The sequence below is a fragment of the Methanolobus bombayensis genome, assembly GCF_017873415.1.
In the GTDB taxonomy this organism is placed as follows: Archaea; Halobacteriota; Methanosarcinia; order Methanosarcinales; family Methanosarcinaceae; genus Methanolobus; species Methanolobus bombayensis.
On record NZ_JAGGKD010000002.1, the window covers coordinates 312,158 to 332,557 of the forward strand.

Annotated in this window: 16 protein-coding genes; 7 read left to right on the top strand and 9 right to left on the bottom strand. The window is 37.6% G+C overall.

Translation table 11 applies throughout. The features are described 5' to 3' along the window. The first annotated feature begins 10 nt into the window (after positions 1-10). From J2746_RS03720 to J2746_RS03740, 4 genes are all read left to right on the top strand, one after another. Entirely contained in the window at positions 11-1,255 is a 1,245-nt protein-coding gene (locus J2746_RS03720; RefSeq protein WP_209616487.1) for a class I SAM-dependent methyltransferase, read from the top strand. 204 nt (positions 1,256-1,459) lie between these two features. Next, positions 1,460-2,584: a ribonuclease III family protein gene (locus J2746_RS03725; RefSeq protein WP_209616490.1), complete on the top strand. Its 1,125-nt coding sequence runs from the start codon at positions 1,460-1,462 to the stop codon at positions 2,582-2,584. 1,078 nt (positions 2,585-3,662) lie between these two features. Continuing rightward, positions 3,663-4,103: a DUF429 domain-containing protein gene (locus tag J2746_RS03735; protein WP_209616493.1), complete on the top strand. Its 441-nt coding sequence runs from the start codon at positions 3,663-3,665 to the stop codon at positions 4,101-4,103. An 85-nt stretch (positions 4,104-4,188) separates the two neighbouring features. Then, the gene (locus J2746_RS03740; protein WP_209616496.1) at positions 4,189-4,482 is read left to right on the top strand and encodes a hypothetical protein; all 294 of its coding nucleotides are present in this window, start codon (positions 4,189-4,191) and stop codon (positions 4,480-4,482) included. A gap of 11 nt (positions 4,483-4,493) precedes the next feature. On the opposite strand, the gene J2746_RS03745 is transcribed toward J2746_RS03740, so the two are convergent. The 3 genes from J2746_RS03745 to J2746_RS03755 form a co-directional block, all read right to left on the bottom strand. Further along, positions 4,494-4,964: a hypothetical protein gene (locus J2746_RS03745; protein ID WP_209616500.1), complete on the bottom strand. Its 471-nt coding sequence runs from the start codon at positions 4,962-4,964 to the stop codon at positions 4,494-4,496. A gap of 255 nt (positions 4,965-5,219) precedes the next feature. After that, on the bottom strand, positions 5,220-5,438 hold the full coding sequence (locus tag J2746_RS03750) for a hypothetical protein (protein ID WP_209616503.1): 219 nt from the start codon (positions 5,436-5,438) through the stop codon (positions 5,220-5,222). 12 nt (positions 5,439-5,450) lie between these two features. Next, positions 5,451-5,885 (bottom strand): DUF6508 domain-containing protein, encoded by a 435-nt coding sequence (locus J2746_RS03755; RefSeq protein ID WP_209616506.1) that lies wholly within the window; start codon positions 5,883-5,885, stop codon positions 5,451-5,453. A gap of 191 nt (positions 5,886-6,076) precedes the next feature. Between J2746_RS03755 and J2746_RS03760 the strand changes: the two genes are divergently transcribed. From J2746_RS03760 to J2746_RS03770, 3 genes are all read left to right on the top strand, one after another. Continuing rightward, positions 6,077-6,556 carry a DUF1998 domain-containing protein gene (locus J2746_RS03760; protein WP_209616509.1) on the top strand — a complete coding sequence of 160 codons (480 nt, stop codon included), beginning with the start codon at positions 6,077-6,079 and terminating at the stop codon, positions 6,554-6,556. 91 nt (positions 6,557-6,647) lie between these two features. Next, positions 6,648-6,968, top strand: coding sequence for a hypothetical protein (locus tag J2746_RS03765; RefSeq protein ID WP_209616512.1), 321 nt, complete (start codon positions 6,648-6,650; stop codon positions 6,966-6,968). A gap of 562 nt (positions 6,969-7,530) precedes the next feature. Continuing rightward, entirely contained in the window at positions 7,531-8,211 is a 681-nt protein-coding gene (locus J2746_RS03770; RefSeq protein WP_209616515.1) for a hypothetical protein, read from the top strand. A gap of 40 nt (positions 8,212-8,251) precedes the next feature. Here the strand turns inward: J2746_RS03770 and J2746_RS03775 are convergent, their stop codons facing one another. The 6 genes from J2746_RS03775 to J2746_RS03800 are packed head-to-tail and all read right to left on the bottom strand — an operon-like array spanning position 8,252 to position 20,394. After that, on the bottom strand, positions 8,252-9,004 hold the full coding sequence (locus J2746_RS03775; protein WP_209616518.1) for a hypothetical protein: 753 nt from the start codon (positions 9,002-9,004) through the stop codon (positions 8,252-8,254). Beyond that, on the bottom strand, positions 9,004-11,004 hold the full coding sequence (gene pglZ / locus J2746_RS03780; protein WP_209616521.1) for a BREX-3 system phosphatase PglZ: 2,001 nt from the start codon (positions 11,002-11,004) through the stop codon (positions 9,004-9,006). The genes J2746_RS03775 and pglZ overlap by 1 nt, the downstream gene beginning before the upstream one ends. Continuing rightward, positions 11,001-13,931 carry a DEAD/DEAH box helicase gene (locus J2746_RS03785; protein WP_209616524.1) on the bottom strand — a complete coding sequence of 977 codons (2,931 nt, stop codon included), beginning with the start codon at positions 13,929-13,931 and terminating at the stop codon, positions 11,001-11,003. The genes pglZ and J2746_RS03785 overlap by 4 nt, the downstream gene beginning before the upstream one ends. After that, positions 13,924-15,783: an ATP-dependent helicase gene (locus J2746_RS03790; RefSeq protein ID WP_209616527.1), complete on the bottom strand. Its 1,860-nt coding sequence runs from the start codon at positions 15,781-15,783 to the stop codon at positions 13,924-13,926. Before J2746_RS03790 ends, J2746_RS03785 begins: the two co-directional genes overlap by 8 nt. Continuing rightward, complete coding sequence (locus tag J2746_RS03795) at positions 15,780-17,597, bottom strand: ATP-dependent nuclease (protein WP_209616530.1); 1,818 nt, start codon at positions 17,595-17,597, stop codon at positions 15,780-15,782. The genes J2746_RS03790 and J2746_RS03795 overlap by 4 nt, the downstream gene beginning before the upstream one ends. Position 17,598: 1 nt before the next feature. After that, a complete protein-coding gene (locus tag J2746_RS03800; RefSeq protein WP_209616534.1) occupies positions 17,599-20,394 on the bottom strand; it encodes a DNA methyltransferase in 2,796 nt (931 codons plus the stop codon). Positions 20,395-20,400 lie beyond the last annotated feature (6 nt).

Here is a 20,400-nt window from a genome sequence, read left to right on the forward strand (position 1 = left end):
GGGGTTTAACATGCAAGACGTAAAATTCAGATTGAAGGATTTTATTAAAAATGAAAAGATAATGGATGCTGTTGTCCTCCTTGATGAAAAGCTCAAATACGACAAAGAATTTTTGTTGCTAAGATCTTTATTATGGGAATACTTAAGCGATATGGATTCCGCATGCAGAGACGTGCGAAACTATGAGGGTACAAATCATTTCATAAAAGACATAACATATGCAAGGATCTTGTCAAAGCTTGGTTATGTCGATAAAGCCAGAACTGTTCTGACCAATTACTCTCTGCTCAACAGCAGTGGAACTCAAGTTGATCCAGAAGGTATTCCATACTCGCAAGGAATTGTCTACAGATCATTTGACATGGAAAGGTTAGGTTATAGTAATTTCAGTGATTTCAAGGAACTATCAGAAGACACTCCATTTTTCTATTCATTAGCAGACACACTGTTGGTTTTAGGTGCATATCAGACCTTGAAAATGGCACTGGAACAAAAAAGATCTGGTCTTTTTGACCTGCTGGAGAATTTGAGCACCTATGACAGGTTACCACCTGCTGAGGATCTGGAATCCAATAAACCCTATGTCAGATCTGCACTTGAAAATGTGCGTGGGTGGCTATCAATTGAAGAAGGTTTACTACTACAAGAACTTGCAAAACAGGTTTGTGACTCTGCTCAAATAGTAGAAATAGGATCGTTCCAGGGAAGATCAGCGATATGCTTAGCTTCTGGTATCAATGATAATGGTACAAAGCTCCATTCGGTAGATCCTCATTTTGGAATTGAAGCTTATGGAAAAAAAGATTCTTTTGACCATCTACAGGAGAACATCAAAGCAAGGAAATTGGATACTCATGTAGAGTATATCGTTAAAGAGTCATTGACTGCAGCAAACGAGTGGGAGAAGACAAATATTGGCTTGCTCTTTATTGATGCTTTACATGACTATGATAACGTGAAAGCGGATTTTGAATCCTGGTCAAAATACATCTTAGATGGAGGATATTTGCTATTCCATGATTCAGTTCAGTCTGGAGTAAATAAGCTGTTATTAGAAATACTGAATGAAGAAAGTCCATTTGAGCCATTGGGACTTCGGGATTCACTGTTCGTCTTTCAAAAAACAGGTATGATTGACGAAAAAAAGAGGTCTTTCTTTGTGGATTACCTGCAGAGCAAAGGACAAGATTTTGAAAATTGGTATCAAAGAGACCGGCGTAATGTGCTGTTTTTTGCTGATCAGGTGTTAGACTAAAAATAATATTTGTATCTGCATAGTTCAATAGCTATCATCGTGGAATGTGCTGCCTGTGACGGGATGATTGTGTTGTTTTTAGTTATGCAGAAATGACGACGGGTTTATGTTTCATTGTTTTTCCTTTTAATTATTCTGTAGACTTTTTAAAGGCACATTTATTTTACAATTGGCTTAATATATTATTACTGTTTATCTGTACATATGATTAACAAGTCTGAGCTCCAAAAATTCTTTCTCCTGGAAAATGATCAAGATTTATTCGAAAAGGCTCTTCGTCCCCGGTCATGTGGAGGAAATGCAGAGTTCGAACAGCTCGCACTATACGGAGATTCCGTAATCAACATGCATCTGTACAATTATTTCATTGACAGAGGATGGATGCTGAAAGGGCAGATCAATGGGTACAAAGAAACGATACATAAAGAATCAGTAATTAAAGTATTTGCAGAGGAATTTTTAGGTATTCAGGCATTTATGCATCCCTTGGACAGAACGTATAGTCCAGAAGAAAGAGATTTGGCCGAATCCTTCGAAGCATTGCTTGGTGCAGCTTTTAAGGAGAATGGACTTGATGCATGCAAACCAATTGTTTATCGTTTCATTGATTTTACTCTGGAAGAGCAAAAAAAGTTGCAGGAACAAGATGTCTTTGACCCTTCGCAAAACTACAAGGGAAAGTTGCTTGAGTTGTTCCAAGCTGAACATTTAGAGAAACCTGTGATTGAACCTAAAGAAGAATTGTTACCAAATGGAAGGAAGGCTTACCAGTTCATCGGAAATATTTGTTTTAAGGGTGTACCATATGAGGTTTGTACTTCTCAATATTCAGAGACGAAGAAGGCAGAACAAGAGGCTTCTTATATAGCTCTTTGCAGGATATCAAGGGAAAATCCCGAGTACGGAAGGTTTGATCCTGCACTTGACACCCAATTAGTAGAAGAAGTTTCAATCAAACCAAAAGCATCTCTCGATTGCGAAGAGCTTGTTTTCTATAGAATGCATTCTGAGACCAAGAAAGAAGTAAGTACCGGCAACGGGGAACTGCTTGTGGACTGGGCAAACCGCAAGGCAAAAAAAGATGCACTCCGGATGTTAATTCTACTCAGCGGCAGACTCACTGATGTGAGTACAACCTGTTGGCTTTGCGAGACCATTGAAGGGGGATTATTGTGCTTGATCAATTTAAGGCTGGGAGATGAGATGTATTTTGCATTTGGAACCGGGTCCAGTAATACACAAGCTAAAAAGAACGCAGGGAAAAATATGATGGTGCAATCCAATGTCATTCACTGGATTGAGGAGCATTATGCCGGTAAATCAATCTAATATTTAATTTTCAATTGTATCGGAGATTATGATGCTCTTCTAGCAAAGTGTGAGTCCTCCTCGAAGAGGTTCCCAGCTTGAAAGAATGAAATTGGATTATTTTGAGCCAAATAATGCCCCATTAATCTGGTTCAATAATGACTCAAAATTTGATTTTGTCGTATTAGAAATGTTTGATTTTACTTTATTGCGTCTTTCGTAGAATTCCTTTGCATGGATTAATTTGCTATTGTGTCCATTCAATTTCTGAGAATTAGGTACATTCTCTTTGTTATCATCGTTATTGTTTTTCAAAATCAATATCCTAATATAAAATCAACAACATTATATTCCTAAAGTATTTTAAAACTTGATGATTTTAGCTATTATGGAGTATGTAAGTGCAATCTAGTAAAAACTTATGTAAAAATTTATATTAAAGTGAGTTTTAGCATGAGAAACTGTAAGTGTGGAACGCAGTTAGATTCTAAAGGATACTGTCATCACTGTCAGCAGTATATAGTCTCCTATAAGAATAAGACTGATTTTGAAGAATGTAGTATTTGCAATAAGCGTTTTAGAGATTTTTCAGACTATATGGATCATCTCAAAAATCATCCAAAATGTGATTATTGCCAGGAAAGATTCCTCTCAGAAGATGCACTAAAAAAACATATTGAATCTAATCATAAATGTCCTATATGCAATGAATACTATTGCTCAGTTTCAAAACACCTTGTCATGGCGCATCCTTATTGTGAGTTATGTGAAAAGAGATTTTTAAATTGGGATATTTTTAAAGAACACATGAAGGATCATCCAAAATGTGAGTATTGTGGAAATAATTTCCAGGACAAGATACATCTTGATTCTCATATACTAGAAAAACATCAGTGTCACGTGTGTAACCAATATTTTAGTAATGTTGGAGAGCACATCCGTGAGCAACATCCATTCTGTAACATATGCATTCAGTATTTTTTTGATGAAAAATCTTATGAGCAACACAATCTGCAGGAACATACACATCAATGTACCTATTGTGACAAAATTTTCAAGCTCAAGGCAAACTTAGAAGAACATAAATCAAATAGTCATAATGTGGTCAATCCGTGGAGAAGAATTGAGTCATGAACTGGAATCGATGAATTTTTGTCAGAATCCCCACCTTGCTCAATTTGAAGAACAAAGGAAATTCTTTGAGGTTTACCCTCATCCAGCAATAGTCGTGCTATTTGATATGGATAGAATCTTGCAATACAAACAGAAATCCGGTCGAAGCTATGATACAATAAGGGAAGCATTTCAAACTTATCAATCAAAAATAAAAGCTCTTAAAGGGTTGAATTCATCTCTAGCTCTTAATGATGTTCTCGATGTAGAAGTAAATGGTTTAAAAGGAAAGAACCTTAAAGCCTATGAAGATACTCTGGATGCTGTTTTCTGTTCCTACCTGGCATATTATACATGGGCCAACCCGCAAAATTGTCATGTTTTTGGCAATATGGAAGAAGGATACATTTGCACACCTATCCAATAGTATTCTGAAGATTGGTTCGATGTGGTATTGTTTGGAGATGATACTTATAGTAAACCATATAAACATTAAGTAAAAAGTAAGATTTATGGTTTCAGAATTACAAAAGAAAATAGAGGCAAAAAGAAAACAGAAACTGCAGGCAGATTCAAAGAAAATACGCAATATTTCCGGTTTCACTTCTGATGAAATTATGGAACATTACATTCCAAAAACAAAAAACATTAGTTGGTATCAAACAAATTGCATTGGAATTGATGAGATACCCGAAAAAGCAGTTAATGGACATCGCGGAGGAACACCATTCTATACAAAGGATAAGAAAATTATGAGGTCTGGTGATTCAACATGGTATCAACTAGATATAAAGCCTTTTAAGTAACATCGAATACATCATTTTTTTATTATAGATACATTTTTATTAGTATTCACATGATTCAATAAGTTTGCATATATTTCATTAGTCTTCAGCGGATGATAGTCAGAATAGTGTACACTTATGTCTTTTCTGGATATTCGATATCCAAGAATTTCCTTTAATATTTTACTTGCTGCACTTCCCCGACATGAGTGGAAATTTGCTTGATATGTAGCCCATTTCCCAAATTTATAAAATAAGCCACTACTAAAAACAAAAGGTTTGTTTTGCTCAAGCGGTTCAACAATGTACTTAAACACTTCCCTACTAATGTCTTGTGCAGGTGAAAACTGTGGGCAGTCATCTCCAAGGAATTTTTCGAAATATTCTAACAACGTATCTTTTTTGTTCCCAATATCAGTGACAACTAAAAAATTTCTATCATCGAGAGATAATGTATACGTCACTTCACCGTTTTTTATATTACATTGATTTGTCTCATTCATATTTATTCTCCATGTCAAAAAAGGGATTATACTTCCATTACATGACAGAAACCAGACACAAAACTATTATTATCATTTGGTCTTATTTGAAATGTACGACTCGGTATGCAGACCTTTGAAATTGCGCATTACCAATAAAAGAGCAAACACGAATAACTCTGTCAGGAGCAATTTCATAACTACTTTCATTTAAAGGAGTACTATTGTAGGAATAGATACCTTGAACCCATTCACAGACATTTCCGTACATATCATTCACCCAAAGACTACCCACATTATAAGTCCAATAACACAGCCAAATATAAACACTACTACAAAATAACTTGCTATAGTACCAAGCATACCAAGTGAAATGCCCTCCAAAGATGCTATTGCGGCCCTCAAAGCTAGCATTATTGAAATTCCAACAATCATAACAATTATGTCAGATGCAGATCCCATTGAAAGCACCTCTATTTTGCCCTCATCTGGCAAGTCCTACGAGAGTCATGCTTCAGCATTTTCATCACTCTCTTTCAATAGTTGTGCTGCACGGTGACAGATACCAGTAATTAGCCCTGTCTCAAAGCAATCGGCAATTGCTCCATCACAGAATCGTTCGCCTCGGATGATTGCTGTGAGTATGCGTGCCAGTTGTTCAGGTGTGGCTTTATTCAGAGCATCAGGATTATTGCGAAGCTGCTCAGCCTCTGGTGTTCCCATCCATGTAGGCCAGTCAAATCCGTTAAGCACCCAACCATACTCACGTGATATTTTAAGGAACTCCAAGGCAACCACTGAGAAACAATAATATGGCATCTCCATCACACCGGGATGTACTTCTTTGGGTTCGCTCCAGTGACCAAAGCTGAATTCAGGATCTTCAAACATCGGCAGGAATGCCACCAGTGCCTGCAAGCGTTCACTCAAATCGTCTGTCATGGTTCACCCTCAACAATTATATGTCTTAATATATGCGTTCTGGGTTATCCGTTTTTAGTATCTGCATTAGTTCAATAGTTATCATCATGGACTGTGCCGCCTGCGGCGGGATGATTGTGTTGTTCTAAGTAAAACAGAGTGGCGAACAGGATTATGAGTTCATGTCATTCTTAGGCAATGAGGAAACACCCATGAATCATAAAAATGCCTGGGGAGGTGACTATAAAGGAAAACTTATCCGTTACAGTCTTGGGCATAAATATACCACAGATATTCTTCAATTGTGTTTTGAAGGATATGAAAATGAAGACAAAGGATTCTGGTTATCACTTCTTTATGCTTTAATAGAAGGAGCAAGTGATGCATTTGACATCGATCGCCAGGATCTTGATGGATGTCTTTATCCTTATATTGGAAATCCAGACTCTTTAGCTCTCTTATTATTTGACAATGTACCAGGTGGTGCTGGGCATGTCAAGAGAATTGCACAGGATGAATATTCAATTTCACAACTCCTTGAAACCACATATATGAAAATGAAAGGATGTACTTGTGGTGATGAGGAGGATGCAAGTTGTTATGGCTGTTTAAGGACTTTTGCCAACCAGTTCTGTCATGACGAATTGAACAGAGGAAAAGTGATTAAATTTTTGGAAGAATATTGTTTGTAAAATAAAGAAAAGAAGAAAAAGCACCATTACAAAGGAGGATTCTCCAGAGATACTGATTTAGCTCCTACTCTAAAACAAAGGTGATGCATAAATGATTATTGAAATACACGGAATAGAAATCGAAATCCACGAAAGATTTGGCGAATGCCGGGTAATTTCAGCTAATGGTAAGCCTATAAATGAGAAACTATTGAGCAGGATTCTCACTGGAACTGCAGCAGAAAAGGACTTTGGAGTGTTCGCTGTGGGTGGCTCCATTCAGATGTTTGCTCGCGAAGAAATGGGAATACGCATCAACCTTCCAACGTTTAAACACAATTCGACTCCAGAGGAGTTCACAGAAGTTCTTAACCGTAGGCTAACTATGATTGAAGATGCATTTGAAGAGAGAGCAAAACGTGGGTGGAGATAAATGAAAGTGGATATACACAGAAAATAAGTGCTGAGGTATAGAAAAAGAAATGGGCATTAGTTACCTAATTTTCATACCATTTTCACTAATACCAATGTCCATAACTTCATCTAGAAATACTATTCAGTATCTTTGTCTGCTGGAAAGTATCCTAATATTCCTAAATTCTTCAACATGATATCAGATAATCATGAAATAGTTGGAGATACCAAGTTCCATACAATGTACAATGGCTAGAGGGACTTCCTACCACCTACAAAGTTTGCTACAATTGCAGAACATGAATGGCTCTTTGAAAAACATGAGGTTAAGCATAAATATCTGAGATCTGGAAATGATAGGCAAATTCCAGAATAATGATTGAATAGGTATAGTTACTTGATGATGGAGTTCATTTCTTTATCTATGAGGTTTGTGAGGAACAGATTAAATGATTTGTAACATGATTAACTCATGTATAAAGTATCTTCTGATTTTGAGAAATAGTAAAGTTAGGTAGATATGTCTAAAAGCATATTAATTCAACAACACCTTTATAAGAGTCCAATATAATTAGAAGTCGATGAATATAACCATTTTTACAGAGGAGTCTGGAGTTAAGTTACCAGAAATAAGGAAATGGAAGAAATCATCTGGCAAAGGGAAGGATATTAGCAAAGATGAAGTGCTAATATCATTGCTGAAAAAGAACGATCTTTCTTTGCCAGAATACGATATTGAATTAGAAATGAAATATCGTAACGTTTTACATGAGTTTCTCAGACCAGCAAAAACAATGTTTGCGAGTATGTTTTTCGAGGTTCTTAATTTTAAAAATGAGTTGTCAAATTATGAGCATACATCTCTTTACATAATATCTGGTAGATATGGTCTTTTAAAAGAAGATGAAATAATAGTACCATATATATCTAATATATCGAATGTTGGTGATGTCAAACTTTTTGATAAGAGGACTAAATTTTGCAAAAAAATGTTTGAAGAAGCAAAGGAATCCGATCTTATACTTATGTTTTTACCATCTTATTTCATAAATTATTTATTATCAATCAACTGGTTCTCTTGTTTAAATACAAATACTACGGTTGTATTAGTTACAAGTAAGAATTTTAAAAACAACTTTTCTGATATGCCTAATGTAAAAATACTAGAAAGAAAAGGTGTTGCGAGAATAGGAATTTATAACCGAGAAGAGATTATTTCAATAATTAGTTCATTAAATACTAATTGTGACAATACTCTTTAGTATCGCTTAATCTAATCAAAATATATTCAAATGATAATGATTATATTCTTAGTTCTAAAAAATCCTCGTCTATACCATGTGATATTATGTTTATTCTAGTTGTTTTTTTGGAAATATAATCTGCACTTATTACTGGCAATTGGAACGAAAAAAGTGCAGGTGAGTTGGTTAATATTTTCAAAGATCCTTTTCCATCTGGTATTGTGTATAATATTGATTCAATAAGTAAAAAAGATACATCTCCACTATCAATATTAATTCGTGATCCCCGTTCATAATTTCCGGTGCAATCAGAATCTTTTAAAATTCCCCATGCTATGAAAGAACGAATAACAAATTGAGCATTTCTACTAACTGTTTGCCTATCACCATATTGCTCTTTAAGCCTATTAATTATCTGCTGATGAGTGATTTTATCCTGAAGATTTAATAATCTTCCAATATGCAATGCTACATTAAACCAAAATGGATATACGGCAGAAATCATTGCCCAATGTATTGCAATAGTTTGAGACGGATGTTTTTGTAATAGTTCAAGTGCAAAATCCCGAAAATCCAAGAGATCTTTCTCAGGAGACACCCATACTTTCATCAAATTACTAACAGCAAATTTGCATGTATTTTCACTGCGTTGTTCCTCAGATCCATCACCTTTGTGATTCAGCAGGTAATCATTTAACTCTTTTCTTATTGAAATTTCATCCATTCCTGCAAGAAGCATGCTGGATGTTTTTTCCATCCATTCATAGCGAATAAGCTGTTTAATACCAATGGAACTGTGTCTTTTACTCATTAAACGTTCCTCTTTTCAAATACTACCAATGGTACGATAACTTCTTCAATTGAAATCCCACCATGGCCGACTATACTTTCCCCTTCTTTTACAAATGCATCGCTTCCCGCAGTTACCAATGGAAAATAACCAGGTGGTAAACCGATAGGATTCCATTTTATTGCAAAAGGTAATGTTTTGGCAACTGAATCTCTAAGTTCTAAAGTTGGATAAACCCTGACTCTCTCGCCACGAGTTTCAGCTATAGATCCTTCCGATGGACGTCCTTTTCCATTACATTCTATATTGCCATGGTCTGATGTTAGCCATACTTGATAATTGTTATCCAAAAGATAGCCAATTAGAGAAGAAAGGAATCCTCCTTCAGACCATTGTTTGATCTGATTGTGCATTCCAGAGGCACCTAGTTGCATTCCATGCATAATCTTGTCAACCTTATCAATAACCAAACCAATGGCCTTGATTTGGTTTAGATTAAAACTTTCATCCAGAATCTCACAAACATTGCCATCTCCTAAGCTACGCTGATAAGCAATTTTCTGACGTGATACACCATAGTCTTCCCAGAACTGGCGCCACATGTTACCTTCATTGTTTGTTGTGTTAATTGATTTTGGATAGGAAATAGGTGTTCTTCCTGAGAATACTGCCTGTCTTGATACGGAAGTCAATGTAGGTATCCAAGCAAAGGTTGCTGATTCTTTCATAACCAAATTAGGATCTTGTTCATGGAGAGTTTTTTTGATAGTGACCCACTGGTCAAGGGAAAGACCATCAACAACAACAAGAGCTAACCTAATGTTCTTTTCAGATTCAAGTTCCCTAGCCATGCGGCGAGGAACATGATGAAGCATTGCAGGATTTGTTGGAGGAAGGTTGATCAGGCTAGTATAGCGTTCAAGCATCCAGTTTCTGAACTCATTGTTGACTAAAAAACTGGTCTGCTTGAATCGTTCCAGTTCATTCACTTGATTGGTTGTATGAATAAGTGCCCTCAATTCTGCCCATTTCATTGCAAAGTCAATCCACTCTGAATAAAGGGAATCTAAAGAGGGAATTCCATTTTCGATTATCTCGAAAAGACCATTAATACGAATGTTAGGATCATTGACATTAATTTCAGATATACCGCTTTTGATCCAGGGATTTGTTTCTATATTTGTGCCAGATTTTTGAACTGGTGTGAGTTTACCCTCAACAAAAAGATTGTCAACGTAAACGCGGATGTCTTTGTGATCGAATGGTAATGTAACTGGTCCTGCATATTTCAGATTGTAAGCTGATGTTTCTTTAATAACATGGTTTCCGTGAGCCAGCACATCAAGAAACGCAGACCAACGTTCCTGTAGAAACGCAAAAAAATCTCCATCCTCGGAGATAATAATGTCAAGTGGCCAATCATTAAAATGATTGTTATCTTTTAAGATTTGAACCAGTCTATCAGATAAGATTGACGGTAGGTTAAGCTTACTGTAGTGAATCCTAAGCAGTGTACGAAGTAGTTCTATATCGTTATTGATAATATTTGGTACAATACCAAAAACATGTTGAAGTACAAAATCCTTAGTGCCATTATCACCTAACTTGCCTGGAGAATATTTGTTTTGAGCAGCAAATAAGTTTTCCAGGAAACTACGATCAAGTTTTTCGATGACAGAATAACTTAGATTGGGAAAAATGTTGCCAAGACTAAATTTCAATGGTCTTCCAGCATTGAGAAGATCATAAGGAATGGAATCATTCTCTGCGTCATTTATTCGAAGTATAACTGTTTGTTCAGGTTGTTTTCCTTGATCCCATTGAGTTCTATACCCAGATTCATATGCATACCTGAATTCAATAGAGTCTTTGAAATCAATCAGATCAAAACCACGGTTTTTGAGTTCAAGCGAGAGTTTTTCTTCAGTCAGCAGATCATCAGGGTCAATTACAATGATAAGCTTGCTTATGTCTGGTACAAACTCGTCAAGTATTGTGTCTCTCCAACTACCTGGATTCATAGTTCGCTCCTTTGTATTTGCATTAGTAAAAGTGGTTTTATCTCTGGCACTGTCTGTTTTGCAATTTCAAGCTCTTTTTTCCATTCGTTCTCTTCGGAAATACATTTAACTAAACGGTATTGGCGAACTTCAGGTAGACCTACACGCTCTATAGCTTTTCTTCGGACTTCAAATGCATGATTTCCTCTTGTTTCTTCATGTTCAATGGCAGATGTATGTTCTTGTTGAAGGGCATTAAATAATTCTTGCCCAGAAGATTCAGCAGCATTGACAAGTTTTTCATATACATCTATGGATGCTGTGTGGTCAAGAGAATGTAAAATTTCCAGTTTTGTTGTCTGCATGATATCCCATATATGACGGGCGGTTGGAAGGAATAACTTCCCTTCGTCAGATACAAAAACACTAAGATATCGTCTCCTTATTTGCGGAATGGTCATGGTATGGCTGCCATAGTGTATTCCTGCTAGCAAGCGAATTTCAAATAATCCCCACAAACCGGATATGTTGGATGATAACTCATCTATAGATACGCATGGAATTGGCTGGCCGGAAGCGAACATTGGTAGGTTAAGTGCCAGTCCTCTAATCCTGTTGTCTTCCAGATTGAGTAGCACAACATCATTGTTAAGTTCAGCTTCCTGTGAATTGAATGTGCAATTCTGAGAAACTTTACTATCGGGCCACATTAGTTCCCATGACTTTTTTTTGCGAACTGCCTGACCTCCATGAGAGTTGAGATAACCAACGGTCATACGTTCAACCCAATGAGGTAGTGGATGTGAGCGAAGACGTTCTGCGGTTTGCATATCAGGTTCCTCGGAGATTCCATAGATGGGTGATGATTCGCGAATCTCATGAATTTCTTCTCGGATCTTGGACACTGTATGATCAACTGAAGCTTCAACATTGTCAGGATCAATAATTGCAGAAGCAAAGATGCCTTCGAATAATTCTCCGGCCTGAGCGGAGTCAAGCACATCTCCTGTTTTGTCGGTACCAAACTCATTAAGAATTATTGAAAGCTTCTGCTCAAGGACTTCTCTTACCCTAAATTCTATTGAATCCTGAAAAAGGAAGTTTATTGCTCTTACAACCTTGGCCTGGCCGATACGATCAACGCGGCCGATACGTTGCTCCAGTCTCATTGGGTTCCATGGGATATCATAGTTAATGATAACATGACAGAATTGCAGGTTCAGACCTTCACCACCTGCATCCGTGGATATAAGTACACGGACTTTTTTGCAGAAATCGTCCTGAACCCTTTTTCTTTCGTCCATATCCATGGAACCATTAAGTGTTACTACAGAGATACCTCGAGCTTCAAGGAATTCCTTGAGCATCTGCTGAGTAGGGACGAATTCGGTGAATATTAGTAATTTAAGGTCTACCTCATTTTCATCAGCCTGGAGTTGATAAATCCATTCTATTAATGCTTCTGCTTTAGCATCGGGTCCTTCTTGCTCGCATTTGTAGGCAGCTTCCAGAAGTTTTTCCACCTGGATCCTTTCATTCTGCATGGCAGAAATACGTGATTTGAGAAGTTCATCAAGCAATTCTTGCCCATCCATGTCATAAAGTTCATCAATGTCATCACTAGAACCTGTTATATCTTCTAGACGCTGAGTAGTTCGAAGTTCTATGTCTTTAAGGGCTTCAATCCTACGTTCCAGTGTAGTTCGAATAGCCCTTGTACTTGAAACCACAAGCCTTTGCATTAGTATCATCAGGAAGCCAATATGCTGCTTCTTTTCCCTTAGTGCCTGATTGTATCCTTCACGAACGTATTCTGTTACTGCCTCATAGAGCATCTGTTGTGATTTGTGGCGTACTTCCCAGGCAACAGGTACCATCTTTGTAACACGAGGTTTGAATAGTGGTTCCCCTTCTCCATCAACTGCTTTACGTTTCTCTGTACGGATTACATACGGTGCCACTCGTTCACGGGTAACACTATCCATGTCAGGGAATGTTTTGTCATCCAGTAGACTCATCAAACGATGAAATGCATCACTTTTACCCTGATGTGGTGTTGCGGAAAGTAATAGAAGATACGGTGCAGCCTCTGCCAGCCCTCTTCCTAGCTTATATCTGGCAACCTGGTCCGTACTACCTCCTAGTCTGTGTGATTCATCAACTACTACCAGATCCCACCCTGCAGTTATCAAATCTTCAAATCTGGAGCGGTTATACTCATCAATACGTTCCTGACTCCATCCTCTACGTTTGTCCATAGGTTTGACTGAGTCAAGGGATACTATCACCTGATCGAATATCCTCCATGGGTTTGCATGCTGTAATTCAGCAGATTTATCTAAAAACTGGAGTTTAGTGCCCTGTGTCCAATAGCCAGAATGGTTACCACTGATTATTCTTTTTATCATACCAAGGTCTTCACCAAAAACGAGCTGGAAATCTTCATTGAAGTGGGTAAGCATCTCACTGGCCCACTGTGTAGCCAGACCCTTAGGCGCAACTACAAGAATACGACGAACCAGACCTCTTAATTTGAGCTCACGCATGATAAGCCCTGCTTCAATGGTCTTTCCGAGGCCAACCTCATCAGCCAGCAGGTACCGTACCTTATCTCCAGAAACAGCTCTTGAAAGGACACGTATCTGATGTGGAAGCGGAATGACATTCGACTCCATTGGAGCCAAAAGCACAGGCCCGTCCGAATCATGTGAACCTCCCTCAAGTACCTCAGCTACCTTTGCTGCTGCAGCTACATAGGCAATCCGATTTGTCTCAATCTCCGGCTGTATCTCTGCAGTCAATGCTCGCAATGCTGACTGTGGAACCCTGACCACAGTATCCTGATTTGGAAGCCAGATTCGGTAAACTATGTTTCCCCACAGGTTTTGTTCTTCGATCACCTTGCAGGGTGAGTTATGAATGGTAGAGTACTGCCATTCTTTAATCATTTAGCAACCCCATCTCCTTTAAAAAGCGAGAAGGTTGCTTATGCCATCCAAAATATTCATTTGCATAACTCAAATACAGAGATTTTGATGCACGAGTAATTGCTACAAAACAGTTCCTTCTCTCTTCTTCTACTGATTTATCTCCACTTTTAACTGCAAAATAAGTTGGGAACTGCTCTTCAGCTAATCCTATGATAAAAACGTGCTCAAACTCCGTTCCTTTTGCAGAGTGAACTGTTTGTAATCGGACGCAATCTTTTCCAATTGACTTCAACTTGGGCGTTAAATCCATTTCTTGGAGAAATACGTGGAGTCCAGCATTTCCTTCATAAGTATCCTCAATGTATTGTGCAATTCTCGTCCAATTTTCTTTATCGTCTTTGTAATCAGGAAATAAATCATCATTTTCATCGTCACTATTCAAGTGATCGAAATGATTAATGTATATGTCAATAAATTTTTGAAATTGGATTGTATCACAAAGATAAGTGATTCCGGCATTACAAACTGGATTCAATATTTCACTTTGAGAGGCAGTATCAAAGAAAGCACGAAGCAAAGAACTACCTTCAACATGTGCTTTGGCAGAGATATCTTCAGCTGATAGTACTAAACCGTTTATATCAGTTGCTGATGCACAAAGCTTGTTGAGAACACTACGAGAGTTAGGTGCATTGGCCAATTTAAGGCAAAAATACATTGTCAGTAGAATAGGACTTGAAAAATCTTGATTCTTGCTGACGATTTCTGCATTTATTCTATGCTCATTTAAGTACTTATTTGCAGCAGTAAGTAGTTTATTGCTTCTTGCTATCAATAAACATTTATCTCTACTTTGTAGAGGGATACTGTTTATCTCATTAGCTAGACCTAAAAGCTCGTGCTCAAAATTTTCATATGATGTTAATTTTACTGTGCCGCTTTCATTACTGAACGGAATCCCAGGTGTTTTTGTATGAATTCTATAGGAATTATGTTCAATGAGTTTGTTTGCTATTTCTACGATTTCTTTTGGACAACGGTAATTATATGGGAGTTGCAGGACTTCTATATTGTAATCGCTTTTAAGGGATTCTAATCTCTTTGGATCAGCTCCATTCCACTGGAAGATAATTTGGTCTTCATCTGCGACAACAAAAATATTTGCATTTTTGGGGGGAGCTAATAATTTAAGTATTTTATATTGAGCTAGATTTGTGTCTTGAAACTCGTCTACGCAGATATACTTGTACACTATTCTTAGTTGTCGAGCAATACGTGGTTTTGTTTCAAGAAGCTGTCTTGTGAAGTATAGCATAGACCCAAAGTCTAGTTGATTTTCTTTTAAAAGTGCTTGAATGTACTGATTAAATATTGATTGAAGTTCATAACATTCATTTTGATTTTCAGGACCAAAATATTCTGGTAATTCCTCAACAGAAATCCCATGTGTGAACATGGTGTCTATCCGATTTAATATGTCTTCGGGATTATCAACGTCAAATTCCTTAAGGATGGTAATTCGATCTTTTATATCAGTTATCACCGAAAAGTCTGGTTTAAGATTGAAATGACTCCCATGTTGGCGCAATAAATCCGTGCAAAATGCATGAAAGGTACGCAACTGAACTCTATTATCCATATGCCCAAGTAACACACTTATACGGTCTTTCATTTCTTTTGCTGCTTTTACTGTGAATGTAAGACCAAGAATACGAAAATTTTCATCTGAACTATTTTGTATAATATTTGCGATTCTCATAGTCAATACAGCTGTTTTACCAGATCCCGGTCCGGCAAGTACGAGAAGGGATTTATCTCCCCATTCAACTGCTTGGCGTTGACTTTCATTTAGCTGAAAAATTGATATCATTGAGCACCTCCAGAAAGGCCATTAACTTTTTCAAGAATCTGTTTTATTTCTTCCGGGACAGCATCTGCTCCTCTATCTTTAATTAACATAATTGCATTAAGTGAAGCAGCAGGCTTTGAAAAGTGTCTTTTGAGGCAAGCATATACCTGATTCCAATATTCAGAAGTTCCCTCTTCTGCTGTAATTTCAGGATTTGATCTGTCTTCTAGTTTTCTGGCTACATTCAAAGCTTGACCTGGTTTCTCGGGAAAAGTTTCTTTCATTTCTTCTAATACTTGTTCCCAAGTAGCAGTTGGATAAGTAGTAGTAGTATTATTTATTCCATCTAAATAAGGATCTCCATAACCTGCAACACAAAGAAGAACATCCATGTTTGACTCAGAAAGTTTTGTAACATATGTAGACTCGTCTCTTCCATTCAACAAATTATTTGCACTTCTAATATACTTATCTCCGGCTTGATCATTATCTGCCAACAAATGCCAATCAATACCAAGGGAATCTGCCACTTTGATAAATAAACCAGGACCACCTGCTTGACTATATTCGACAATTCGCAGACCGCATTGATGTATATCAATTTCTAATATTTGAGCACATTCGGACATTACAGAAACGTCAGTCTCACCCTCAACAAGTAACCATTTTTTAGCAAATAGTAATTCTCCACGATTTCTTCTAACTTGGTGATTAAATTTCCTCAACTCCTCAGGAGTCAAGCAATCCTTTTGAATTATGTTGCATTCGCATACATTTGACATTCTATTCATTCTTCTAAGATTTTCAACAGGCACTTCCGACAGAATGTCACCTGAATGAGTTGCAATAATCTTTTGCCCTGGCAAATTACTTAAAATAGGCCAAATTGCACGAATTGCATTGGGGTGTAAGTGTGCTTCTGGTTCTTCAATCGCAATTATTGGCTCTGCTAAACGGTTTACATCGACTTTTATTCGGGTTTTTAAATATGCACTAAAAAGAAGAAGCACGCATAGACTCTGAGTACCTTCTCCATGGTTATAGATAGGAACTTTTGTATTAGTGACGGTAGGAATGTTTACATCTGTGTATCGTATTGTTTTATAAAAATCAGCTGGTTTAGGATCTATGCTAACATTATTAGCATCTCCTACAGAAATAAGAGTTGAAAGTTGCTTTACTTCGGTAACAACGTCCTGAAATGACAAGTGAGAACCAACAATTTTTTTATTTACTTCTTCTAGTTCAGATTCTAATTCGATTCTGGTATCATCATTTAAGCTTTTACTTTTTAAAAAAGCTGACCAAAATGTAGCTTGGCTACGAAATTCTTCTTTTGCATCTCTAAGTGCAGAAAGATAATAAAAAGGACGTAGTTTTCTTATTTCTTTAAGAAAAGACTGCTTACCTACCATTTCATTGTCAGCATCATCCAAAAAACAATAACTTTGTTTTAGTTCCCCTTCTTCATTATCGAACCAACCACTTGTACGCAATTTAATCTTTGAGTACTCTTCACCAACAATTACTTCATTTAATGTTTGTATTATTTTCTCATCCCATGGATGTTCCTCTGTTTCCTCATATGTAAATGTGAGATTTATAGGTAAAAACTGTTCTTTCTTCTTTATCTCATTGTTACGGTAAAAATCATATTCTGAAAAATTGAAAACTCGATCTGACTTTATTAAATTCATTCCTATGCGTAGTGCCTCTAGTACAGATGTTTTTCCACTATTGTTTTCCCATATCAATACAGTAATGTCATGATTGAGCTCAATCTCTAATGAAGTGATACCACGAAAATTTTCAATCTGGACATTTGTCAAGAACATCTCATTCCCCTCCAACCCTTGTCACAGCCTGATCATACCACATCAACAACTTCGGATCCTCTTCCAGAACCTTGTTTGGTATCAAATCAGCCACTTTAATTATAGTCGAATAATCCCTCTCCTGCCAAGCTTTCTTAAACCCAGCTCTCACAGCCTCCATCCTGAATACTTTGAGTTTCTTGGTTGATTGCTTGTACTCATCAAACTCCTTCAACAGCGACTTCTCACGCAGCTTTTCCAAGTCACCTGCTTTGTTTGGATCAGGAACATACCATCTATCTTTAGCCTTAGCCATCAATGCAGAATCATCTTTCTGCAGGTTACGCATCTCCGGCCAGTTACTGGAAAGATAACTATGTATCTGGCTTGGTACATCTCCAACACCATCATATTTCAGGAAATTTTGGTTCAGCAGTTCCCTAAGATCCAGTTGCTGCTCATTCTTGCTCCAGCCACCAAGTTCCTGCATAAACTGCGGATTGATATCCTGGAATGTCTGTGGCTTTGCCTTGAGGAGCTGGCGTAACCACTGAATTGCAGAAGCCTCGTCAGAAACGAAAAGTTTTGTCTGGACAAGCTGTCCTGATGTCAGTTTCTTTCGGTCATACTCTGCAGCCTGCTCTGATAAGAAATACATGCCATCTCTTTCAATGAATCGTTGTCCAAGTCCAATCTGGAATTCTTGACTTGAGATTGGTACAGGATATCCTTTACGAACATAATAAGCTACCATCTGATCGAAAAGAATGCGTGGGTCACGTTCTGGTATCAGTTGTAGCATAGAACCCTGATATTTGGTGACTGGCAAGTATTCTAAATGAGTTCTTAAGAAATCCCATACTCCTGCTTCTGTTTGAGCTTCTTGCTGGAAACGTTCTTCGAAACCACCGTTAGGTTTGTAGGCAGAGATTACTAGGTCTTGTTTCACGGCTGTTGGTGTAGTAACTGCGTTGAAGCTACCTTTCTTTTTATCCAATGCTGATACATTGGCAACAACAAACCCTGCATCATTGAGTGCCGTCTGAATGCCATTCCAAACCGATGCATTTGTATTAGAAAACTCTATCGTCATCCAGCGGCCTGGTTTAAGTATTCTGTATGCTTCTTTAAAACATTCAGTCATAAGTTTACGATATTCAAGAGCTCCTTTGCCCTGAACACTATTTTCAATTGCTTCAAGAGAGTTGTCTGTCACGACTTTAAGCCAGTGTTCCCATAATAAACTCAGTTCAGAATAATTGAGGTTAGAACCAAAAGGTGGATCTAAAAAAATATAATTTATCGAGTTATTTTGCAAACTTACTAATGAAGTACTTGATTGACAAGTACTGACATAATCGTGATTACTAAGAGGAAATGAAATTTTTCTTCTTGACGATATTGAACTGAGTATTTGATTGTATATATTCAATTCTTTTATGAGAGATGGAATGTATAAAGTGCCTGATAAAGGACCACCTCCAGCTCCCCAGACGCCACTTTGATATGTAAATCGATATAGCTTTGTAATTTGATATGAAACTTTTGTGATTAGTAAATTAAATTTAGAGGATGACACGTGCTTCTTCATTTTTGCCAAAACCCATAGATTCCGCTTTGAATAGAAATGATGAATGTGCGTAATCCCTATTCTAAGTGGTTCTCCTGTCTTCGCACCTTGTGGAATTTCAGTTGTTGGAAACCAATATGGAATCTCGCTATTTTCAATCGTTTCAATCAGCCTTAAATCCGATTCATCAAGCATTTTCTCAAAGCGTTTTCCATCTACTGAATAATTAATCATAACAGGGACTTGTTTTGCTTGTTTGATGGTCTCCCTAATAACAGAATCATACTTAGTGACCCATGCTCGTTCCATATTACGTTTGCTAAGTTTTGCTGAACAATGTGGACATGAGAACTGGTCATTGACTTTTCCTGCATCTTTATCTACGGCAACTTCCCAAAAAACCATCTCATTTGCACATTCAGGACAAACAAAAACATCAGACCAAACTGTATAGTTAATCTTTCCTATCCTACCATCAGTATGCTGAGTCTCGTACATCCAGCCGCATTCATCTTCGACTTTTTTCAAGATACTCTTAGCTTCTTTCTCAAATCCCTCCACACTTACAGGTGTGTTGTAATTGTAAGCAATAAAAGTAGCTGCAGGAGAGAGATCATTAAGGACTGCTCTGCGCACACCAAGCTTTGAGAAAGGTACCCAACGAGTATTTCCATCGTCGCTGGTCTCCTGCTGTAAAATGGTTCCGTCAGGTTTGACCTGGTAGCCGAGGGATTCTACTGTCTTGCGGTCACCACACATTTGTGCAGCTACACCAGTCATGCCTGTGCCACAGAAACCATCAAAGACGATATCTCCGGGTTCAGTATAGTGAAGAATGTAGCGCATAATGGCTTTGTGTGGAACTTTTGTTGGATATGGATGATACTTGTACACTGGATCGTACTTTCCTTCACTTACATCAGACGCAAAAGGTTTCCTATGATGGAGATTGTCTGCTGATTTTTCAGGGTTCTCTGATTCCCATTCATTAATGAAATCTGAAATCCAAGGATTTGGACAGGCTGTGTAGTATGGTGGATCGCTTAAATGTAGGATATCTTCATCCGAACCGATAGGGAAGCCTTCTATCTTGCGGAATTCAGGATCCTGTAGTTTTTCACGCAGCTTTTGGGTGAAGTAGGTACGGCGTTCTTCTTCATTTACGAAGGCCATGCCAAGGCAGGTGACCTGCTTTGAAGATTTGCTGCTACCTTCGGAGAAATTATCATATAGAGTGGTATCAGTCATTTTTAG

Excerpts from the sequence above, each read along its gene's own strand:
- J2746_RS03720 (WP_209616487.1), top strand. The coding sequence starts at position 11 with ATGCAAGACGTAAAATTCAGATTGAAGGATTTTATTAAAAATGAAAAG.
- J2746_RS03725 (WP_209616490.1), top strand. The coding sequence starts at position 1,460 with ATGATTAACAAGTCTGAGCTCCAAAAATTCTTTCTCCTGGAAAATGAT.
- J2746_RS03735 (WP_209616493.1), top strand. The coding sequence starts at position 3,663 with ATGTGGTCAATCCGTGGAGAAGAATTGAGTCATGAACTGGAATCGATG.
- J2746_RS03740 (WP_209616496.1), top strand. The coding sequence starts at position 4,189 with ATGGTTTCAGAATTACAAAAGAAAATAGAGGCAAAAAGAAAACAGAAA.
- J2746_RS03745 (WP_209616500.1), bottom strand. The coding sequence starts at position 4,964 with ATGAATGAGACAAATCAATGTAATATAAAAAACGGTGAAGTGACGTAT.
- J2746_RS03755 (WP_209616506.1), bottom strand. The coding sequence starts at position 5,885 with ATGACAGACGATTTGAGTGAACGCTTGCAGGCACTGGTGGCATTCCTG.
- J2746_RS03760 (WP_209616509.1), top strand. The coding sequence starts at position 6,077 with ATGAATCATAAAAATGCCTGGGGAGGTGACTATAAAGGAAAACTTATC.
- J2746_RS03765 (WP_209616512.1), top strand. The coding sequence starts at position 6,648 with ATGATTATTGAAATACACGGAATAGAAATCGAAATCCACGAAAGATTT.
- J2746_RS03770 (WP_209616515.1), top strand. The coding sequence starts at position 7,531 with ATGAATATAACCATTTTTACAGAGGAGTCTGGAGTTAAGTTACCAGAA.
- J2746_RS03775 (WP_209616518.1), bottom strand. The coding sequence starts at position 9,004 with ATGAGTAAAAGACACAGTTCCATTGGTATTAAACAGCTTATTCGCTAT.
- pglZ (WP_209616521.1), bottom strand. The coding sequence starts at position 11,004 with ATGAATCCAGGTAGTTGGAGAGACACAATACTTGACGAGTTTGTACCA.
- J2746_RS03785 (WP_209616524.1), bottom strand. The coding sequence starts at position 13,931 with ATGATTAAAGAATGGCAGTACTCTACCATTCATAACTCACCCTGCAAG.
- J2746_RS03790 (WP_209616527.1), bottom strand. The coding sequence starts at position 15,783 with ATGATATCAATTTTTCAGCTAAATGAAAGTCAACGCCAAGCAGTTGAA.
- J2746_RS03795 (WP_209616530.1), bottom strand. The coding sequence starts at position 17,597 with ATGTTCTTGACAAATGTCCAGATTGAAAATTTTCGTGGTATCACTTCA.
- J2746_RS03800 (WP_209616534.1), bottom strand. The coding sequence starts at position 20,394 with ATGACTGATACCACTCTATATGATAATTTCTCCGAAGGTAGCAGCAAA.